18 protein-coding genes are annotated in these 18,354 nt (G+C 69.7%); 5 read left to right on the top strand and 13 right to left on the bottom strand.

The features are described 5' to 3' along the window. Positions 1-92 precede the first annotated feature (92 nt). From AB0I59_RS30890 to AB0I59_RS30880, 3 genes are all read right to left on the bottom strand, one after another. Positions 93-317 (bottom strand): hypothetical protein, encoded by a 225-nt coding sequence (locus AB0I59_RS30890; RefSeq protein WP_061261462.1) that lies wholly within the window; start codon positions 315-317, stop codon positions 93-95. Between the two features lie 202 nt (positions 318-519). Continuing rightward, positions 520-1,341 carry a DUF4037 domain-containing protein gene (locus AB0I59_RS30885; RefSeq protein WP_358138495.1) on the bottom strand — a complete coding sequence of 274 codons (822 nt, stop codon included), beginning with the start codon at positions 1,339-1,341 and terminating at the stop codon, positions 520-522. Positions 1,342-1,524: 183 nt separating this feature from the next. Then, on the bottom strand, positions 1,525-3,006 hold the full coding sequence (locus AB0I59_RS30880) for an FAD-dependent monooxygenase (RefSeq protein WP_358138493.1): 1,482 nt from the start codon (positions 3,004-3,006) through the stop codon (positions 1,525-1,527). 105 nt (positions 3,007-3,111) lie between these two features. On the opposite strand from AB0I59_RS30880, the gene AB0I59_RS30875 reads away from it, so the two are divergent. Next, positions 3,112-3,486 carry a winged helix-turn-helix transcriptional regulator gene (locus tag AB0I59_RS30875; protein ID WP_061261460.1) on the top strand — a complete coding sequence of 125 codons (375 nt, stop codon included), beginning with the start codon at positions 3,112-3,114 and terminating at the stop codon, positions 3,484-3,486. A gap of 50 nt (positions 3,487-3,536) precedes the next feature. Here AB0I59_RS30875 and AB0I59_RS30870 read toward each other — a convergent pair whose 3' ends face one another. The 10 genes from AB0I59_RS30870 to AB0I59_RS30825 all read right to left on the bottom strand — a co-directional run bounded on the left by AB0I59_RS30870 (position 3,537) and on the right by AB0I59_RS30825 (position 14,633). Next, on the bottom strand, positions 3,537-4,583 hold the full coding sequence (locus AB0I59_RS30870; RefSeq protein WP_358138491.1) for an alpha/beta hydrolase: 1,047 nt from the start codon (positions 4,581-4,583) through the stop codon (positions 3,537-3,539). 39 nt (positions 4,584-4,622) lie between these two features. After that, the gene (locus AB0I59_RS30865; RefSeq protein WP_358138489.1) at positions 4,623-5,228 is read right to left on the bottom strand and encodes a pyridoxine/pyridoxamine 5'-phosphate oxidase; all 606 of its coding nucleotides are present in this window, start codon (positions 5,226-5,228) and stop codon (positions 4,623-4,625) included. Further along, complete coding sequence (locus AB0I59_RS30860) at positions 5,225-6,445, bottom strand: amidohydrolase family protein (protein WP_061261458.1); 1,221 nt, start codon at positions 6,443-6,445, stop codon at positions 5,225-5,227. The genes AB0I59_RS30865 and AB0I59_RS30860 overlap by 4 nt, the downstream gene beginning before the upstream one ends. A gap of 35 nt (positions 6,446-6,480) precedes the next feature. Next, positions 6,481-7,740 carry a metal-dependent hydrolase family protein gene (locus AB0I59_RS30855; RefSeq protein ID WP_061261457.1) on the bottom strand — a complete coding sequence of 420 codons (1,260 nt, stop codon included), beginning with the start codon at positions 7,738-7,740 and terminating at the stop codon, positions 6,481-6,483. Positions 7,741-7,780: 40 nt separating this feature from the next. Beyond that, positions 7,781-8,785, bottom strand: a complete 1,005-nt coding sequence (locus AB0I59_RS30850) for an ABC transporter ATP-binding protein (RefSeq protein WP_061261456.1) — start codon at positions 8,783-8,785, stop codon at positions 7,781-7,783. Further along, a complete protein-coding gene (locus AB0I59_RS30845) occupies positions 8,763-9,797 on the bottom strand; it encodes an ABC transporter ATP-binding protein (protein WP_358138486.1) in 1,035 nt (344 codons plus the stop codon). Before AB0I59_RS30845 ends, AB0I59_RS30850 begins: the two co-directional genes overlap by 23 nt. Then, positions 9,794-10,705 carry an ABC transporter permease gene (locus tag AB0I59_RS30840; RefSeq protein WP_061261455.1) on the bottom strand — a complete coding sequence of 304 codons (912 nt, stop codon included), beginning with the start codon at positions 10,703-10,705 and terminating at the stop codon, positions 9,794-9,796. The genes AB0I59_RS30845 and AB0I59_RS30840 overlap by 4 nt, the downstream gene beginning before the upstream one ends. Beyond that, a complete protein-coding gene (locus AB0I59_RS30835) occupies positions 10,698-11,621 on the bottom strand; it encodes an ABC transporter permease (RefSeq protein WP_061261454.1) in 924 nt (307 codons plus the stop codon). Before AB0I59_RS30835 ends, AB0I59_RS30840 begins: the two co-directional genes overlap by 8 nt. An 18-nt stretch (positions 11,622-11,639) precedes the next feature. Next, positions 11,640-13,229, bottom strand: coding sequence for a peptide ABC transporter substrate-binding protein (locus AB0I59_RS30830; protein WP_063819017.1), 1,590 nt, complete (start codon positions 13,227-13,229; stop codon positions 11,640-11,642). 252 nt (positions 13,230-13,481) lie between these two features. Next, positions 13,482-14,633 carry a diaminopropionate ammonia-lyase gene (locus tag AB0I59_RS30825; RefSeq protein WP_063819016.1) on the bottom strand — a complete coding sequence of 384 codons (1,152 nt, stop codon included), beginning with the start codon at positions 14,631-14,633 and terminating at the stop codon, positions 13,482-13,484. Positions 14,634-14,711: 78 nt separating this feature from the next. On the opposite strand from AB0I59_RS30825, the gene AB0I59_RS30820 reads away from it, so the two are divergent. From AB0I59_RS30820 to AB0I59_RS30805, 4 genes are all read left to right on the top strand, one after another. Further along, on the top strand, positions 14,712-15,413 hold the full coding sequence (locus tag AB0I59_RS30820; protein ID WP_082777647.1) for a GntR family transcriptional regulator: 702 nt from the start codon (positions 14,712-14,714) through the stop codon (positions 15,411-15,413). Next, positions 15,414-16,487 (top strand): histidinol-phosphate transaminase, encoded by a 1,074-nt coding sequence (locus tag AB0I59_RS30815; RefSeq protein ID WP_358138482.1) that lies wholly within the window; start codon positions 15,414-15,416, stop codon positions 16,485-16,487. A 13-nt stretch (positions 16,488-16,500) separates the two neighbouring features. Continuing rightward, a complete protein-coding gene (locus AB0I59_RS30810; RefSeq protein ID WP_358138480.1) occupies positions 16,501-17,724 on the top strand; it encodes a pyridoxal phosphate-dependent aminotransferase in 1,224 nt (407 codons plus the stop codon). A 195-nt stretch (positions 17,725-17,919) separates the two neighbouring features. Further along, positions 17,920-18,276 carry a YybH family protein gene (locus AB0I59_RS30805; protein WP_358138478.1) on the top strand — a complete coding sequence of 119 codons (357 nt, stop codon included), beginning with the start codon at positions 17,920-17,922 and terminating at the stop codon, positions 18,274-18,276. The last annotated feature ends 78 nt before the right edge of the window (positions 18,277-18,354 follow it).

Here is an 18,354-nt window from a genome sequence, read left to right as displayed (position 1 = left end):
CCACTCCGCGTTGGTTAAGTCTCCTCGGCCACCCATGCCACCCAGGGTGAAGACGACACCGTGATCACGTCAGGAGATCCGAGAAACAGGACCTAGGCGGGGTCGAACTCCGGTCGGCGATCGATACGCGCGCGGTCGGCCTCGGACCCGAAGTGGTAGTCGATCTTCCGGGTGGCCTCCGCCCGCTCCCGCATCGTCCGCACGGGCGCCAGCGTGCCGACCACGAACGCATCGTGCCAGCGTTCGACGGCGCGCCGCCACAGCTCCGCCGGGGAGTCCGACAGCACGTTGCCGACCGTCCCCTCGTAGGCCGCCATCGCCCGCACGGCTCCAGGCGCTCACTCCCATGCGCCTCAACGACCCCGACGCGGTCAGGCAGTTGCGGGAGACGGGGTCGGTCCACCGGATCAACGCGGCGGGCGTGGAGCCGCGCCCGGGTCGCGCGGTCATTCCCCACCCGCGCGGAAACGCACCGTCAGCATCCGTGACGGTCAGTGATCCGATCCGGTCACCGATCCTTCACCCTGGCCGACGGTACGTCGCGGGGAGCGCGGCGCGGGTTTCGTCGACCAGGGCCTGCGCCCCGGCCACCGCCGCCGCCAGCGACTCCGCCGTACCGCCGAGTGCTCCCAGCAGGCCGCGAGCGCGCCGGCCGAAGCCTTCCGGCGCGCCGGGCAGCGCCTCCGCGACGGCCAGCGCGCCCTTCTCGTTGAGGCACCATCGCCTGTTCGCCGCGAAAAGCGCCTGCACCAGTACGCCGAAGGCCCGTGACAGGCACAACGCGACATAGAGCGTGTCCGCGCGCGCCGCGCCCTTGGCCGCGATGCCGACCAGGAACGTCGCCTCAAAGGCCCCCGCCACCAGCGCCTCCCGCAGCGGCTCGGGATAGGTCGCGGCCCGGCGCCGCAGGCGATCCAGCTCGCCGGACGGATCGGCCAGAACCTGGCCGAGGGCCACCTCGCCCACGTAACAGGGCGACCAGAACCCGAGCGGATGGCCTGCCTGGACGCCCACCTCATATCGGCCGTCGCGACAGTCCGCCCAGACCTGCTCCACCCGGTCCAGATCCCGCAGGATCCAGTCCACCGCCACGCCATCGACCCTCAGCCACGCGCCGCCGTTCACCCACGGTCCCCAGCCGCCCGGCCCGGCCACCTCGACCTCCGGTCCGGCCAGTGCCCGCAACGCGCCCAGATCGATGTCGCCCCGGTAATAGACGCCGAGATCCCAATCCGATTCCGGCCGGTGCTCTCCACGCGCCCGGCTGCCGCCGAGCATCACCCCCGTCACCCCCGGCACCTCGACCAGGCGGTGGGCCATGTCCTCGATAGTCGCTCGCATCGGGTGAGTCTGGCACCCCACCGACGTGCCGGACCAGCCGTTTTGCGCCTCCTGCGGCCGGCAGCCGGGACTCGCCGCTCCCCCACGTCGTGATCTGGCACCACAGGACCTCGCTGTCGGGATCCATCCGATCGACGGCGAGGGCCGGCGGACGCGGCCGGGCAGGGGAATCGCGGCGGCCGTCTACTGCGCGGGCGCGCCCGCCCACAGCGCCAGGGCGTCGGCGAGACCGGAGACGTCGGCGGCGGAACCGGCCCAGCAGACATAACCGTCGGGCCGTACCAGCACCGCGTCCGCACCGAGCTCGCCCTTCACGTGCACCCGGCCGATCCGGGCCGACCACGGCTCGGCGGCCTCGGCGAACGCGGCCTCGTCGGCGGTGGTAAGCAGCAGGCCGCGGCCGTCGCGCAGCAGCCGCGCCACACGGTCGGGCCCGGACGGCGTCACCAGGTCGAGATCGGGGAGGTGGCGCCCCAGCAGCGGGTGGGGACGGCCGGGCAGGTCGTAGCGGATGTTCAGCCCTGAGATCATCCCGGCGACGATCCGGTTGGCCTCCGGCACCCGCACGAGTTCCTCGACGATGTCGCGCAGGGCCAGGTTCTCCTCGTCGTGGACGAGCAGGACTGCCTGGGCGCGGGTGTTGGCGAGGACGCGCGCGGCGACCGGATGCCGTTCGGCGTGGTAGGTGTCGAGCAGCCGCTCGTGCGCCCACCCGCCGATCTCCGCCGCGAGCTTCCACCCCAGGTTGAACGCGTCCTGCAGGCCGAGGTTGAGCCCCTGCCCGCCCGCGGGCGAGTGGATGTGCGCGGCGTCTCCGGCGAGCAGGATCCGCCCGTGGCGGTACCGCTCGATCTGCCGCGAGGCGTCGGTGAACCGGGAGGCCCATCGGATGCCCGTGAGCTGAACCCCCGGACCGAACTCGTTGTGCAGGGCCCGCTGCACCTCCCCCTCGGTGATCGGGGTGTCGCGGGAGAGCCCCTGCTGCTCGGCCCCGTAGAACAGGAACCGGTGGACGCCGTCACCGATGGGAGCGATGTAGCCCTTGCCAGTCTTGTTCGGCGTCATGACGGGCAGGGTCCAGGTCTCCGGCACGGCGCCGTCCGGGTCGGAGATCGTGATGTCGGCGACCACCGAGGACAGCTTCCCGTCCAGGCCCGGAAAGCCGATGCCCAGCAGCTCGCGGACGGTGCTGCGCCCGCCGTCGCAGCCCACCAGGAAACGGGCCGTGAGCCGTGACTCGCCCCCGGGCCCGAGCAGAGTCGCCTCGACCCCGTCGGCATCCTGCGACAGCGCGGTCACCTCGTGCCCGCGCAGGACCTGCACGCCCAGCTCGCCGAGCCGTTCCTCGAGCAGCGCCTCGACGCGCCCTTGGGGGATGCCGATCGAGTACGGGTGCCGGGTGTCCCAGGCGGTGTAGTCCAGCCGAAGCCCGGCGAAGTGCCCACCGGCCACCCGCTGGATCGCCCGGTCCATGAGGGGCTCCAGGAGGCCTCGCAGTTCGAGCGCCTCCGCGGAGCGGGGCTGGATGCCGAGAGCCTTGGACTGCCCGCTGCGCCGCGTCAGCCGTTCGACGACCACGGCGCGCACTCCGGCGAGACCCAGCTCGGCGGCGAGCATGAGCCCGGTCGGCCCGGCTCCGACGACGATCACATCGATGTTCATCATGGATGCTCCGTTCGGCAGGGGCCGGCGATGAGGTCGCCGGCCGCTGCGCAGACGGTAGATCGGGGGGTGCCGGTTTCCGCAACGATACGTGCCTACGATGGACCGGTGACCCGGCCCCTGGATCCCGACATGTTCGCGGGATGCGCCCCTGGCAGGCCGCCGATCCAGATCGGCGGCAAATGGACCGTGAAGATCATCATTTGTCTCGCCGACGGCCCTCGGCGCTTCTCGGAGCTCCTGGTGCCGTTGCGCCGCATCACGCCGAAGACGCTGGCCGCATCGCTGCGCTCGATGGAGCGTGACGGCCTGGTCTCCCGCACCGCGTACGCCGAGAACCCGCCCCGCGTGGAGTACGCGCTCACCTCCCTCGGCCGCACGCTGTTCGACCCCCTGGCCGCCGCCTGCATGTGGACCAGCACGCACCTGCCCGACCTGCTCGCCGCACGCGCGGCCCACGACGCCGGCGCCGCGCTCTCCTGACCCCTGTACCGCGCGCCAGAACTCGCGCGTGCGGCGTGGACCGCGGGGCACTAGCCCTTCACGTTCGCGTCCAGCCAGGAGGTGATCAGGCGGGCCGTCTTGTGCGAGTCACGATCCATCATGATCATGTGGGAGTTGCCGCGCCGGCCCTCGGCCGGCAGGTCGATCCAGGTCGATCGTCCACCGGCCCTTCGCAGGGCGTCGTGGAAGCGCCTGGTGGAGGTGTACAGCTCGGTCCACGAGCTGTCCGAGTCGAGGTGGTCGCCCCAGACGATGAGATGCGGGATCCGGCGGAGCCGGTCGAGGTCCACGGTGGACGGGTCGGGAGCGCCTGACGGCTCGATCGCGATGTGAGCGCGGACGTGGTCGGGGGCGGCGACGGTCGCGGCGAAGCCGAGCGGCCCGGCGGCGCTGTGGGTGAGGATCACGTTCGGCCCGACCTTGGCGACCAGCGCGTCGTAGCCGGCCTGGGTGGACCGGTCGTAGGCGCGGAAGCGCGGCACCACCTGCTTGACGAACTCGTCGAACGCGGCGACGGGGAACCGCGTGTCGGGGTACGGCCGGCGCTTGGCCGGGTCGGTGGCGTACGAGCCCGGGGGGCCGATGCGGAACAGCTCCCAGAGCTCCTGCTTGGTGCGGAACAGCGGCTCTGACGGGGTGACCTCCGGATAGCGCTGCCACGAGGCGCGGCCACCGGCGAACCCGTCGGCCAGGTAGACGTCATGGCCGGCGGCGAGAAAGTGCTGCTGCCATCCCTGCCGCCCGTCCGGCGTGGTTTCGAAGGAGGCCCCCGTCAGGCCGCCGCCGTGCCACATGAGCAGCGGCGGCGAACTGCGGGGGCGGGCGAGCCGCACGTACTGTACGTACACCTGGCCGGTTTCGAAGTCCCCGTTGGGGTTCACGCGCACCGGCGTCTGCCCCTTGGCGGCGTACGCGTCCCGGGACTCCACATCGTGCAGGGTGATCGATTCTCCACCGGCGTAGAAGCTGCCCACTTCGCGCACCCGGATGCCGTCGTCGTCCGCCAGGGACATTCCCCCGGCGGCGACGGCGATCACACCGGGCACGGAGCCCACCAGCAATTCGCGACGCTTCATTGTTGCCTTCCGATGACGAGCTGAGGGATCTCTGACAGGTCATGAACCAAGCACGTGCTGTACCCACGCGTCCCCGGCCGGCCGGTGCCTGCTGCGGTCGTGCAGGCGATCGGGGCGGCCCGCCCGCAGGAACTCGATCTCCGTCGGCGTGATCACGTACCCGGCCCAGTGCGGAGGAACCGGCACGGGCGTGCCCTCGGGCCAGCGGCGGGCGGCCGCGGCCAGGGCCGAATCCAGCACGCCCCGGTCCAGGATGGGCGAGGACTGGTGGCTCGCCCAGGCCCCGAGCTGGGCGGGCCGGGAACGGCGCCGGAACTCCCGTCCGGCCTCCTCCGCGCTCATGCGCGCCGCGTCGCCGCGTACCGTGACCTGGCGGCGCAGCGACATCCAGGTGAACATCACCGTCACCCGGGGACAGGCGGCGATGTCGCGCGCCTTCGGCGAGCGGCTGTCGGTGACGAAGCCGATCCGGCGGCTCTCCAGCAGCTTCACCGAGACGGTACGCAGGCTCGGCTCGCCGGCCGGGCTGACGGTGCTCAGCGCCATCAGCCCCGCCTGCGGGTCACCGGCTTCCCGCGCGGCCGCCTGCCATTCGAGCAGGACGGTCATCGGGTCGGAACAGGTCATCGGGTCGGTACGCGTCATCGGATGACATGCCCGTCGCGCGCCACCGCGTGGAGCCGGTCCAGCGCGGTGAGGTCGTCCACGGGATCGGCGTCGGCCGCGATGAAATCCGCCTGGTAACCGGGCGCGATCCGGCCGATCCGGTCTCCCATCCCGAGCGCGGCGGCCGCGCCGGTTGTCGCCGCGGCCAGGGCCTCCCGGTTCGTCATCCCGGCGCCCGCCATCAGCCGCAGTTCGCCGGGCAGCGCGTGAAACGGGGTGAACCGCCAGCCCGCGTCCGTGCCGCTCACCATGCGGACACCGCTCTCTACCAGGCGCCGGAAGTCGTCGAGGTCGTGCGGATGACGCCGTCGCCACAGTGTGCCGGCGTCCCCGGAGACGTCGGGCGGTGCGGCGAGGACGTGATGGCCCACGGACAGGGTCGGGCAGATGACGGCGCCGGCCTCCGCGAGCAGGTGCGCGACGGCCGGATCGAAGCCGCCGCCGTCCTCGCCGGCGGTACGGAACTTCCCGTGCTCGATCAGCGTGACGCCCGCCGCGACGGCGGTACGCATCGAGCCGGCGGACAGGCAGTGGACCTTCAGGGGGCGGCCGAGCGCCGCGGCGGTCTCGACCGCCACGCGCAGCGACTCCTCGGGGAAGCTCGGCTCCCACGCGGGCGCCCCGGGTGTGCCCCCGCCGGAGGCCATGACCTTGATGAAGTCGGCCCCGGCGAGGGCGAACCGCTCGGCCAGCTCTCGTACGGCCGCCGCGTCGCGCGCCTCACCACCGAAGCGCCAGGTGTGGCCGCGCGGCGTGGTGATCGGCGCCGCAGCCACGAGCGTCCGGGCGCAGTCGGGAAGGGCGGCGGTCCGGGCACGCACCGCGAACACGGCCTCCGGCGGGCCGCCGCAGTCCGCGACGGTGGTGATACCCGCGCGCAGCGCGGTCCGGGCGTTCTCGACGCCCAGTTCCACGCGCTCGGAGTCGGTACGGGCCGCGGCGACGTCCTCGCCGGTCCCGTCGCCTGACTCGGTCAGGTGGACGTGGGAGTCCACCAGCCCCGGGAGCACCACCGCCCGGCCCAAATCCAGGGCGGGGCGGGCGTCGGGCCACTCCGCCGGCCGGGTACGGCCCGGTGCGATCTCCTCGAAGCGGCCGTCCCTGATGAGCAGCCACGCGGGGCCGAGGTCACGCGCCCACGGATCCACACGCAGCCGTCCCGCGTACACCACCAGTTCGTTCCGCAGCCGGTTCATGGCCCTCCGCCTCGGTCGCCGCCGTCACCAGGTGTTCAGCGCGCCGGCTGCCACAGCACCTCGGGCGTCTTCGCGGTCGCGGCGACGTCGTCCCGGTGCACCAGGCCGCCCTTCATCACGAATCCCACCCGCTTGAGCGCCTCGATGTCCTGGAGGGGGTCGCCGTCGACGGCGACGAGGTCCGCGTGGGCGCCGGCGGCGAGGGTGCCGATCTGTCCCTCCTTACGCAGCACCTCGGCCGCCACCACGGTGGCCGACCTGATCGCGTCCAGCGGCTTCATGCCGTACTGCACCATCAGGCTGAACTCGTCCATCTGCTCGCCGTGGGGGAAGGAGCCGACATCGGTGCCGAACGCGATCTTGACGCCCAGTTCGAGCCCGCGCTTGAAGGCGCCCTCGTGCCGCTTGACGAAGCGCCGGTCGAACTCGGTGTGCTGGCGCTTGTAGTACGTGCCCATCGTCGGCACCCAGAAGGTACCGAACTCGAGCATGGCCTGGAGGTCCTCCTCGGTGAGCAGAGGGCCGTGCTCCAGCGTGCGGACACCGCCGCGGATCGCGGCCTGCGCGCCGTCCTTGCCGTAGGCGTGCGCCGCGACGTCGCGCCGGTACCGCTTGGCCTCGGCGACGACGGCGGCGATGTCCTCCACCGTGAACTGGTGCAGGGGCTCCAGTTCCTCCGGCTCGACGTCCTTGCGGGTGCTGGTCGCGTAGATCTTGACCCAGTCCGCGCCGATCTTGATCTGGCGGCGCACTTCCTTGATCAGCTCATCCCGGGTGTCCACCATGCCGGCCACGTCGGGGAGGTTGAGTTCCGGATTCACCTTGTCGTCGATGCGCATGTCGCCGCCGGTGATGGAGATGCCGTCGGAGGCGACGGCCATCCGCGGGCCGGGGATGATGCCGGCCTCGATCGCGTCCCGGAGCGCGGTGTCGCCGTGCCACACCTGCTCGTTGTCGGTGTCCCTGGCGCTGGTGAAGCCGATCTGCAGCGCGCGGTCGCACGCGGCGACGCCCTCGATCACCCGGTAGACCTGCGTCTTGAACAGGATCGCCGGCGGCCACACCTGGTCCTCGGGGCGCAGCAGCATGTGCGTGTGGCAGTCGACGAGGCCGGGCATCAGGGTCAGCCCGCCCACGTCGATGAGATCGGCATCGGCGGGCGGGTTGTCGACGACCGACACGATCCGGCCGTCGGCGATGACGACGCTCGCGTTCTCGTAGTACTCGCCGGTCGCGGGGTCCAGGACACGAGAGGCGCGTACGGCGAACTGGCGGTCGTTCAGGGGCTGATTCATGCGTTCCTCCAAAATTCTGTGTACAGAATACAGTAGCGGGTCAATCTCCCACGCGCACGGGGGCGGCGGTGGGGAAATGGCAGGCGGTCTGATGGCGGGCGGTCGCGCCCTCCACGAGCTCGGGCTCGTGCACGGCGCACACCTCCTCCGCCTTCCAGCAGCGGGTGCGGAACCGGCAACCACTGGGCGGCGCGGCGGGGCTGGGCGGATCGCCGTCGAGCATGATCACTTCCTGCTCACGGGCCATGTCGGGATCCGTGGGCGGCGCGGCGGACAGCAGCGCCTGCGTGTACGGGTGCCGCGGCTGTCCGTAGACCGCGTCCTCGGGACCGACCTCGATGACCTTCCCCAGGTACATCACGGCCACCCGGTGGCTGATCTGGCGGACGACGGTGAGATCGTGCGCGATGAACACGTACGACAGGTTCAGCCGTTCCTGCAGCTCGGCCAGAAGGTTGAGGACCTGCGCCTGGATGGAGACGTCCAGCGCGGAGACGGGTTCGTCGCAGACGACCACCTCGGGCCCCAGGGCGAGCGCGCGGGCGATGCCGATGCGCTGGCGTTGCCCGCCGGAGAACTCGTGCGGGTAGCGGTTCCCATGATCGGGATTGAGCCCGATCAGCTCGAAGAGCTCCCGGGTACGCCGCCGCCTTTCGGCCGGCGTCCCCTCACCGTGCACGACCAGCGGCTCGGCGACGATGTCGCCGACGGTCATCCGCGGGTCGAGGCTGGTGTACGGGTCCTGCAGGACGATCTGGATCTTGCGCCGCAGGGCTTTCAGCCCGGCGCGGCTGAGCCGGTGAATGTCCTCACCCCGGTACCGGATCGTCCCCGACGTGGGCCGGTCCAGGGCGACGAGCATCCGGCCGAGCGTGGACTTCCCGCAGCCGGACTCACCGACGAGGCCGAGCGTCTCCCGCTCGCCGAGCGTCAGGGACACCCCGTCCACGGCGTGTACCCGCGGCGCGGGGCCGAACGGCCACCGGCGTCCGGACGCGTAGTGGCGGGTGACGTCGGTGACCTCAAGAATGGGCTGTGAGCACATCAGCGATCACGTCCTTTCCCAGGTGGCAGGCGCTCCAGTGGCCCTGTGCGTGTTCCTTCAGCACCGGCTCCCGCTCCTCGCACACGGCTTCGGCGAGAGGGCATCGGAAGCGGAAGGGGCAGCCGGTGCTCTCCTTGCCGAGCACCGGCGGCTGACCGGGCAGAGCGGCGAGCCGGCCGGCCCGGCGATCCGCACGCGGAACCGCGTCGAGCAGCGCCTTCGTGTACGGGTGGGCGGGACGGCGGAAGATGTCGCGGACCACCCCGGTCTCCACCACGCGGCCGGCGTACATCACGGCCACCCGGTCGGCGATCGACGCGACCGCGCCGAAGTCGTGGGTGATGAGGACCAGTCCCATGCCGGACTCTTCCTGGAGCGCCTGGAGCAGCCGGAGAATCTGGACCTGGACGGTGGCGTCCAGCGCGGTCGTCGGCTCGTCGGCGATCAGCACGTCCGGCGACAGCGCGAGCGCCATCGCGATCACGGCGCGCTGCCGCATACCGCCGGAGAAGTGGTGCGGGTACTGCCGGTAACGCTGTTCGGCGTCCGGGATCCGTACCTGCCGCATCAGTTCGACCGTCCGGTCGCGGGCCTCCCGGCGGGAGAGGCCGAGGCGGGTCCGCAGGGTCTCTCCGATCTGCGGGCCCACGCGCAGGACGGGGTTCAGGGCGGACAGCGAATCCTGGAAGACCATGCCGACACCGCGCCCGCGGACCTCGCGCCTGGCGGGTTCCGGAAGACCGAGCAGGTCGCGGCCGTTCCAGCGCACGCTTCCACCGCTGATCCTGGCCGGGGGCGTGTCGAGAATCCCCATGATCACCTGAGCGGTCATGCTCTTGCCCGATCCAGACTCCCCGAGGATCGCGAGCGTCTCTCCGCGGTCCACGTGCCAGCTCACCCCGCGCAGCACAGGTACGGGGCCGTCGTCGCCGCCGAACTCGACCTGCAGATCATGCACTTCCAGCAGGTGTTCGGACGTCATGGCCCTCCCCTTCGGCGTCGCGGCGCTCACGAGTGGCTCCTCGGGTCGAGCGCGTCCCGGACGACGTCGCCGAGCAGGATGAAGGCCAGGACGGTGACGCTGAGGAACACGGCCGGGCCCAGCAGCGGCAGCGGCGCCTCCAGGAACCGCGCCTGGGCGTCGTGGATCATCTGCCCCCAGGAGATCGTCGGCGGGCGCAGGCCGATCCCCAGCATCGAGATGATCGACTCATAGGTGATGAACACGCCGAGGTTCGTCGTCACGACCACCAGCCAGGGGCCGAGACTGTTCGGCACGACATGGCGGGCGAGTGCCCTCAGCCGCGAGCAGCCGATGGCGGCGGCGGCCAGCATGTAGTCCTGCTGCTTCGCCTCCAGGACCGACGACCGGGTGATACGGGCGACCTGCGGCCAGCCGTGGACCGACAGAGCGATGATCACGGTCCACGTGCCGCTGCCCGACGTGCCGAACAGCGTCAGCAGAACGCTCGCCCCCAGCAGCAGCGGAATGGCCAGGAAGATCTCGGTGATCCTGGACAGGGTCGCGTCGACCCAGCCGCCGAAGTAGCCGGCGGCGGCGCCGACCGCTCCGCCCAGCAGCCCGGTGACCAGGGAGACGGCGATGCCGATGCCGAGGCTCGCGCGGGCGCCGTACACGCTGCGCGAGAACACGTCGCAGCCTTGAAGGTCCCTTCCGAGCCACTGCCCCGCGCCCGCGTCGGCCAGCGTCCGCCCGAGGTCGCAGTCGTGCGGATCGGCCGTCGCGAACAGGGCGGGAACGGCGGCCATGCCCACCATCACCACCAGCAGGGTGGCGGAGAGGTAGAAGAGCGGGCTGCGGGACAGCCGTCTCCGGACCGCCTGCCAATGACCGCGCCGCTTCCTCTGCGGAATCGCCGGCGGCTCCATGACACCGGTGGCCGAAACGAGCTCAGGCATAGCGGATCCTCGGATCGAGTACGGCGTACAGCAGGTCGACGAGCAGGTTCACGACGACGTAGACGAGCACGAAGACGGTGACCACGCCGACCACCGTGGTGCGCTCCCCCAGGTAGACGGCACGCGCCATGGCCTGGCCCATGCCGGGGAGGTTGAAGATGCTCTCGGTGATGACGGCGCCGCTGAGCAGCGCGCCCACTTCGAGGCCGAGGAAGGTGACGACGGGGATCAGGCTGTTTCGCAGCGCGTGATGCGCCACGACCCGGACGCGGGTCAGGCCCTTTGACGTGGCCATCCTGACGTAGTCCTCTCGAAGCGCCTCGGTGAGCTGGCCACGGGTCAGCCGGGCGACATAGGCGGTCGACAACGACCCGAGCACGAACCCGGGCATGATGTAGCTGAGAAACCCATCCTCGGTTCCGGCCACCGGGAGCCAGCCGAGCTTCACGCCGACCACGAGCTGGAGCACGTACGCGGTCACGAAGAACGGGATCGAGAGCCCCGCGAGGGTGAAGATCCGGACCCCGGTGTCGGCGAGGCCGTTGCGGCGCAGCGCGGACAGGATCCCGGCGCCGACACCGATGAGGATCTGGAATGCCAGGGCGAACGCCGCGAGCTGGCCGCTGACCCAGATCCGCTCACCGAGCATCTGGGCCACGTCCTGACCGCTGTAGGTCTGTCCCAGATCGCCTTGGACGACCCCGAGAAGGAAGCGGCCGTACTGCTGCAGGAGTGGCTCGTCGAGGTGGTAACGGGCCCGGATCGCCTCCGCGAACGCCGGGTCGGCGGCCCGCTCGCCGGCGAGGGCCTGCACCGGATCGCCCGGCAGGGCGAAGGTGATGACGAAGATGACGAGAGTCGCGCCGACGAGGACCAGCACCGCCTGCAGGACGCGGCTCGTGATGTAACGAGGCAATGTCGCATCCTTCGCTGGCTATTTCACGACCACGGACTCGATCCGCAGCCTGCGGAAGGAATCCACGCTCACGTCGCCGACCCGCTTGGAGTGCCCGGCCATGACGCCCTGGTACCAGAGCGGCACGTAGGGCATGTCGTCGAGGAGCACCTTCTCGGCCTCCGCGTACTTCGCGTTGGCGGCCTCGGTGTCCTTGGCGGTCGCGCCGTCACGCAACAGCTTCTCGAACGTGTCGTTCCGGTATCCGGAGAAGTTCTCACCGGCGTCCTGGGTGAACAACGGCTTGAGGTAGTTCTCCGGGCTGGGGAAGTAGAAGGTCCACGCGGTACGGAAGGCGGTGTCGACCTTCCCGCTGCCCAGATCTCCCAGCAGCACCGCGAGCTTGGGATAGGCCCGCGTCTCGACGTTCACGCCGAGGTCCTTCGAGATCTGCCGCGCGGCCGCCTCGACCCATTCCTTGTTCTCCGGGGCGTCGCTGTTGTAGCCGATGGTGAAACTGTTGCCGGGAATGCCGCCCGCCGCGTCGAAGGCCGCCTTGGCCGCGGCGGCGTCGTGCACGCACAGGGCTCCACACGCGTCCTGCGCCGCGCCCGGGACGACGGGCGGCACGAATCCGGTCGCCGGTGTGCGGGTTCCCTTGAAGATCGCCTTGGTGATCGCGTCCCGGTCGATCGCCATCGAGATGGCCTTGCGCACGCCTGGTGACGTGAACTTCTCGCTGGTCACGGGGAACCCGAGGTATTCCATGCGGCCGCTCGGCGACTCCCCGAACCGATCTCCCAGCTGGCTCTTGGCCTCGGTGATCCTCGCGGTCGGAACGGCGGGCAGGACGTCGAGATTGTTGGCGAGCAGGTCGTTATAGGCGGTGTCGAAGCTCTGATAGATCTTGAACTGGACTTCCCCGGCCTTGGCCTTCGTGCCGGCGTAGGACTCGTTGCGGCGCAGCGTGATCTGCTGGTCGTGCTGCCAGGCGCCCTCGATGACGAACGGGCCGTTCCCGATCGGCCGCTGCTCGAAGCTCTTGGGGTCCTTGTACGCCACTGAGGGGAGCGGCGAGAACGCGGGATACCCGAGCAGCTGCTTGAACTGCGACCACGGCCGCACCAGCGTGATCTCGAAATTCCGGTCGTCGACGACGCGCAGTCCGGACATCGTCTCCGCGGCTCCGGAGGCGACCTCTCGATAGCCCTCGATCTCCCCGAAGACGTACGCGTTCAACTGGGCGGACTTCTTGTTCGCGGCGAAATTCCACGCGTCCACGAACGATTTCGAGGTCACGGCCTCGCCGTTGCCGAACGTCCAGCCGGGCTTGAGCCTGACCTTCCACACCTTGTTGTCGGCGCTCTCGATGCTCTCGGCGACCTCCAGACGCGTCTCGTTGCTCTTGATGTCGAACGTCACCAGCGGAGTGAAGAGCGCGGACACCACCTGCGCCCCGTAAACCTCCGAATAGTTGGCCGGCATGAGCGAGGACGGTTCGAGGATCGCGACGGAGAACGCCCCCGTCTTCTTCCCGGCTTCGGAGCCGCCGCACGAGGCGACCGAGGCTAACAGGACAGACGCTATGCCGACGGCCGCCATGCCTCTGATGTGTAGGAACACAGTCATCCCACCTTTAGCGAATCGTCAATGACGCCGGAACCGGCGGTCGTGTGACACAGGCAGCCGAGGCAGTTCCCCCACGCGCTTCCAACTGCGTGCTGTACACAGAATGCAGAGATGGATCTAGTGGTGTCAAGGAGATGAACAGAGGAAGTTCCTGGGCAAACCGGCATCCCGTTGGAGGGGCGGAACGGTGCGACCGGGCCTCACTCAGCCCGGCCCGGAGCCGTGATTTCAGGCCGAGAAGGCGTCAGTCGCTCATGCGCCCTGGTCCCCCACGATGCTGAGATAACTCGCGGGGTCGCTCGCTCCTTCGGTGTTCAGGAGCAGGATCGTGCTCTCCTGCGTGAGTCCGAGATCTTCGCGGAATCCGGGGTCGGCGGTCACCAGCAGCGCGCCCGCGAGCGAGGCCGCACCGCTCTCCCCCGACTCGATCCCGCAGCCCGCGAAGATCCGCATGGCCTCGCGCACCGCGTCGTCGTCGACCGTGATGGTCGCGCCGACCGTGCCGCGCAGAATCGGCCAGGCCACCACGCTCGTCTCGCCGCAGTTCAGGCCCGCCATGATGGAGTGGTGCGGGCCGTGGACCGTCGTACGGACGCCGGCGGCGAGCGAGCGGTGAACGCAGTCGGCGGCATCGGGTTCCACGGTCGCGATACGCGTCGCCGCACGGGAGCCGAAGTGCAGGCCGACCGCCGCGGCGAACGCGCCCACTCCCGCGGGGACGATCACCAGGTCCACAGCGTCCTCGGGATCGAGATCCAGCTCGGCGAGTTGCTCGTCGACCTCCTGGAAGATCGTCGAATAGCCGTCGATCACGCGCCGCGGCACCGTCTCGTATCCGGCCCAGGCCGTGTCGGACACCAGGATGGCGCGGGAGTCACGATCGGCCTGGACGGCGACATAGCGCACGGCGTCGTCATAACTCGCGTACACCCGGACGACCTCGGCTCCCTCGCTCTCGATCGCCGCCGACCGCGACGCCGACACGTCGACCGGAACGTAGATGCGCGCGCGCATGCCGAGGAGCCGGGCCATGTGAGCCACGGCCCTGCCGTGGTTCCCGTCCGTGGCGCACGTCAGCACGTGGTCGCGTAGCGGCCCGACCGCCCGGCGCAGTTCCTCGAACGAGATCGCCGGGTCGAGGCCGAGGCGTTCGCACAGCGTACGGTGGATCCCCCAGGACGAGCCGAGGATCTTGAACGACGGCAGCCCGAGGCGGTACTGCTCGTTCTTGACGAGGACTCGCCCCGTTCCCGTCCGCCGCGCCAGTTCGGGCGACGCGACAAGAGGGGTGCGGGCGTAGCCCGGCATCGATCGGTGGAATCTTCTGGGAGCGTCACGGGGATCGTCACCGAGAGTATGAGGGGAATCGCCTATCGGTGATCGGACGAGGGCGAAGCCAGGCATGACGCGGCCTCCGGAGAGTGAGGGGGATGGAATCGCCGTCAGCCTAGCGCGCTCTGCACTCTGAGTTCAGTATGTAGTATGCTCATACTCGTCAGGCAGAAACGTGTACTGGAGGGGAAAATGGCGGTCGCCCGCAGACTTTTGCGCGAGCAGGTCAGGGACGAGATACTCGACCGTCTTCTCCGCGGAAAATATCCGGTGGGCACCCGCATCAACGAGGTGCATCTCGCGGCCGAGATCGGCGTCAGCCGGACGCCGCTGCGCGAGGCGCTGGCGAGCCTGGCACAGGAGGGCATTCTCGATGCCCGTCCGAACCGGGGGTACTGGGTCTCCACCCTGAGCGAGCAGGAAGTCCGCGAGACCTATCCGATCATCGCCCAGCTCGAAGTGCTCGCGATCACGCTTTCCGATCCCGAAGAACTCGCCCGGCGCGCCCCGCAGCTCATGGAACTCGCGGAGAAAATGGCGCCGACCGGAGACGTCCGCGATGTACAAAACGCCGACGACGAGTGGCACGCGAGTTTGCTGGCGGCCTGCCCGAACAGCCGGCTGCTCGAAATGATCGGCGACACCAAGCGCATCGTCCATCGCTACGAGCATGCCTACCTCGGCGATCCGCAAAGTGTTCGTGAGTCGATCGACCAGCACAAGCGTATCGCGGTGGCCCTGCGCGAGAAGGATTTGCCGACGGCCACGCGCGAGCTGGAAAGCAATTGGAAAACGTCCATGCACCGCCTCGTCGCGCGCATCACCGGATCACAAGACACCAGCGGAGAATGAATGCCAGCCCTGCCCGTCCGGGATGATCTGCGTGCGGTCCGCCCGTACAACACCCGGCCATTTCCTTCGATGGGCGATCCGGTCGCGCTGCTGAACAACAACGAGAGTCCACGTCCTCCAGAAGGACGCCACCTTGAGACATTGTGTTCAGCGGCTTCCCGCGCGCTGGCCACCGCGAACCGTTATCCGGACACCGACCTCGCCGCGCTCCGATCCGCATTGGCACGATACGCCGGCCATGGCGTGCGAGCCGACATGGTGTGGCCGGGAAACGGCTCCAACGAGGTGCTGCTGCACCTGCTCCAGACATACGGCGGGCCCGGCCGCACGGCCCTCGGGTTCGTGCCCACCTATTCGATGCACGAGCAGATCGCGACGATCACCGGCACCCGGTGGACATCGGCTGATCGCGGCTCGGACTTCGGCCTGAACCACGAGGTGGCGGCCGCCGCGGTCGAACAGCACAGGCCTGACATCGTCTTCCTCTGCGCGCCCAACAATCCGACCGGGACGCCCCTTGACCGGGCGACGCTGGACGTCATCCTGCGCACCGCGCCGGGGCTGGTGGTGCTCGACGAGGCGTATGTCGAGTTCTCCGCCATCGGTACCCAGGCGGGTCTCCTCGCCGAGCACCCACAGCTGGTGATCTCCCGGACCATGTCGAAGGCATTCGGATTCGCGGGGATACGCGTCGGATTCCTGCTCGCCTCACCCGACGTGCTGAGCCCTTTGCGTATCGTCGCCCTGCCGTACCATCTGTCGACGCTGACGGCGGCGGTCGCGCTCGCCGCCCTCGAGCAGGCCGATGAACTGCTGGCGCATATCCCGGGCGTTCTCGCCGAACGCGGGAGAATGCGCGATGCCCTGGTCGACGCCGGCCACGCGGTCATGCCGAGCGACGCGAACTTCCTGTTCTTCGACACCGGCACCGATTCCTCCACGATGGCGGCGGGACTGGCCGGACGAGGCGTACTGGTACGTGACGTGGGCCCGGCCGGTTGGTTGCGGGTGACCGTCGGACATCCCGATGAAAACAACGTCTTCCTCAAGGCCCTGTTCGAATTGTCGTCATAGTAAGAGGAGAGCCATGTCCATCGGATTGAGTGAGAGAGCGGGCGCGGTCGCCGGCTCGGCGACCATGGCGGTTTCGTCCCGGGCGGCCGAGTTGCGCGCGGCCGGATACCGCATTGTGAGTTTCGGCGCGGGCGAGCCGGATTTCCCGACCCCGGATTACATCGTCGAAGCCGCCCAGCGGGCTTGCGCGGACCCCGTCAACCATCGATACACCTCGGCGGCCGGGCTGACGGAGTTGCGCCATGTCATCGCCCAGACGGTCCTGGCGGATACGGGTCTCGCCATTGACGACACGGACGTGCTCGTGACCAACGGCGCGAAGCAGGCCGTATATCTCGCCTGCATGATCCTGTTGAATTCCGGCGACGAGGCGCTCGTACCGGCCCCCTATTGGACCACCTATCCGGAGGCCGTACGCCTCACGGGCGCGACGCCGATTCCGGTGCACAGCGATGCCCGCCAGGATTTCAAGGTGACGCCCGAACTCCTGGACGCGCACATCACCCCGCGGACCAAGGTGCTGTTCTTCGGCTCCCCCGCCAATCCGACGGGAACCGTGTACACGCCGGAGGAGACCCGGGCCATCGGAAACTGGGCGGCGCAGCGGGGAATCTGGGTGATCAGCGATGAGATCTACCAGCACCTCGTGTACGACGGCGCGGTGGCCCAGTCCATGCCGGTGGCCGCCCCGGACATCAGGGATCGGTGCATCGTCATCGGCGGCGTGTCGAAGACGTACGCCATGACGGGCTGGCGGGTCGGCTGGCTGTACGGCCCTGCCGCGGCGGTCAAGGCGGCCGTCAACCTGCAGTCGCACATGTCGTCCAACGTCGCCAACGTCGCCCAGGTCGCGGCGATCGCGGCACTGCGCGCGGGCCGGCCGGGTTTCGACGGTGTTCTGGCCGCATACGATCGCCGCCGCCGGCTCATGGTCGACGTACTCCAGGGGATACGCGGAGTCGACTGCCCCACCCCCACCGGGGCCTTCTACTGCTTCCCCTCGGTCAAGCGCCTGCTCACCCGGTCGATCCTCGGCCACTCCTTCACGACCACCACCCAGTTGGCGACGTTCATCCTGGACGAGGCCTCCGTGGCGCTCCTCCCGGGCGAAGCCTTCGGCGCTCCCGGCTGCCTCCGCCTCTCCTACGCCCTGGACGACCAGAGTCTCCAGACGGGGCTGGAACGCCTCCAGCGGCTCCTCAGCTCCCAGGACATCCCCCGCGCGCACGTGCACTGACGCAGGCGGCACCCCGGTCGGGCATCCCCGACGGGGTGTCAGTCAGACGACGGGTCAGACCCCGCCGGGACACCTACATCATCACTGTCAGACGATGACGCCGGCTCGTCCGGGGATTCGTCGTACGCGCCTGCCATGATCGTTTGCTGCCGGGGGCCACCTGGCCTGTTCTGATGGGAGTGACGAGTAGTGAGCGTGGATGACCTCCGGGAGCGTGCTGCCCGACCGGAGGATCTCAGCCGGTTCGTCGTGGAGCGGCTCAACGCGGGCGACGTCGAAGGGCTGGTGGCGCTGTATGAACCGGACGCGGTGCTGGCGTTGCCGAACGGCCGGGTCGCCACAGGCAGTGAGGAGATCCGCCAGGCGTACGAGCACCTGGTCGCGGACAGGCCCACTTTCACTCCTGGCCGGCAGCAGCCCACGCTGCGGAACGGCGACCTGGCGCTCACCTCGGTGCGGCTGGCCGATGGCGGTGTCACTGTCGAGGTGGCTCGCCGCCAGCCCGACAGCACGTGGTTGTGGGTGATCGACCAGCCCAGCCTTCTGGGGTAGGGCACCACCCCGCCCGGCAGCGGAGGGTGAGCTTGTTCGTACGGGCCCGCGGAATGCGAAACGGCGAGACCGCTGACT

It is taken from the genome of Microtetraspora glauca (genome assembly GCF_040656155.1).
Classification (GTDB): domain Bacteria; phylum Actinomycetota; class Actinomycetes; order Streptosporangiales; family Streptosporangiaceae; genus Microtetraspora; species Microtetraspora glauca.
The sequence above is the reverse complement of the archived record's forward strand: the minus strand, read 5'-3'. Positions and strand labels throughout refer to the sequence as shown.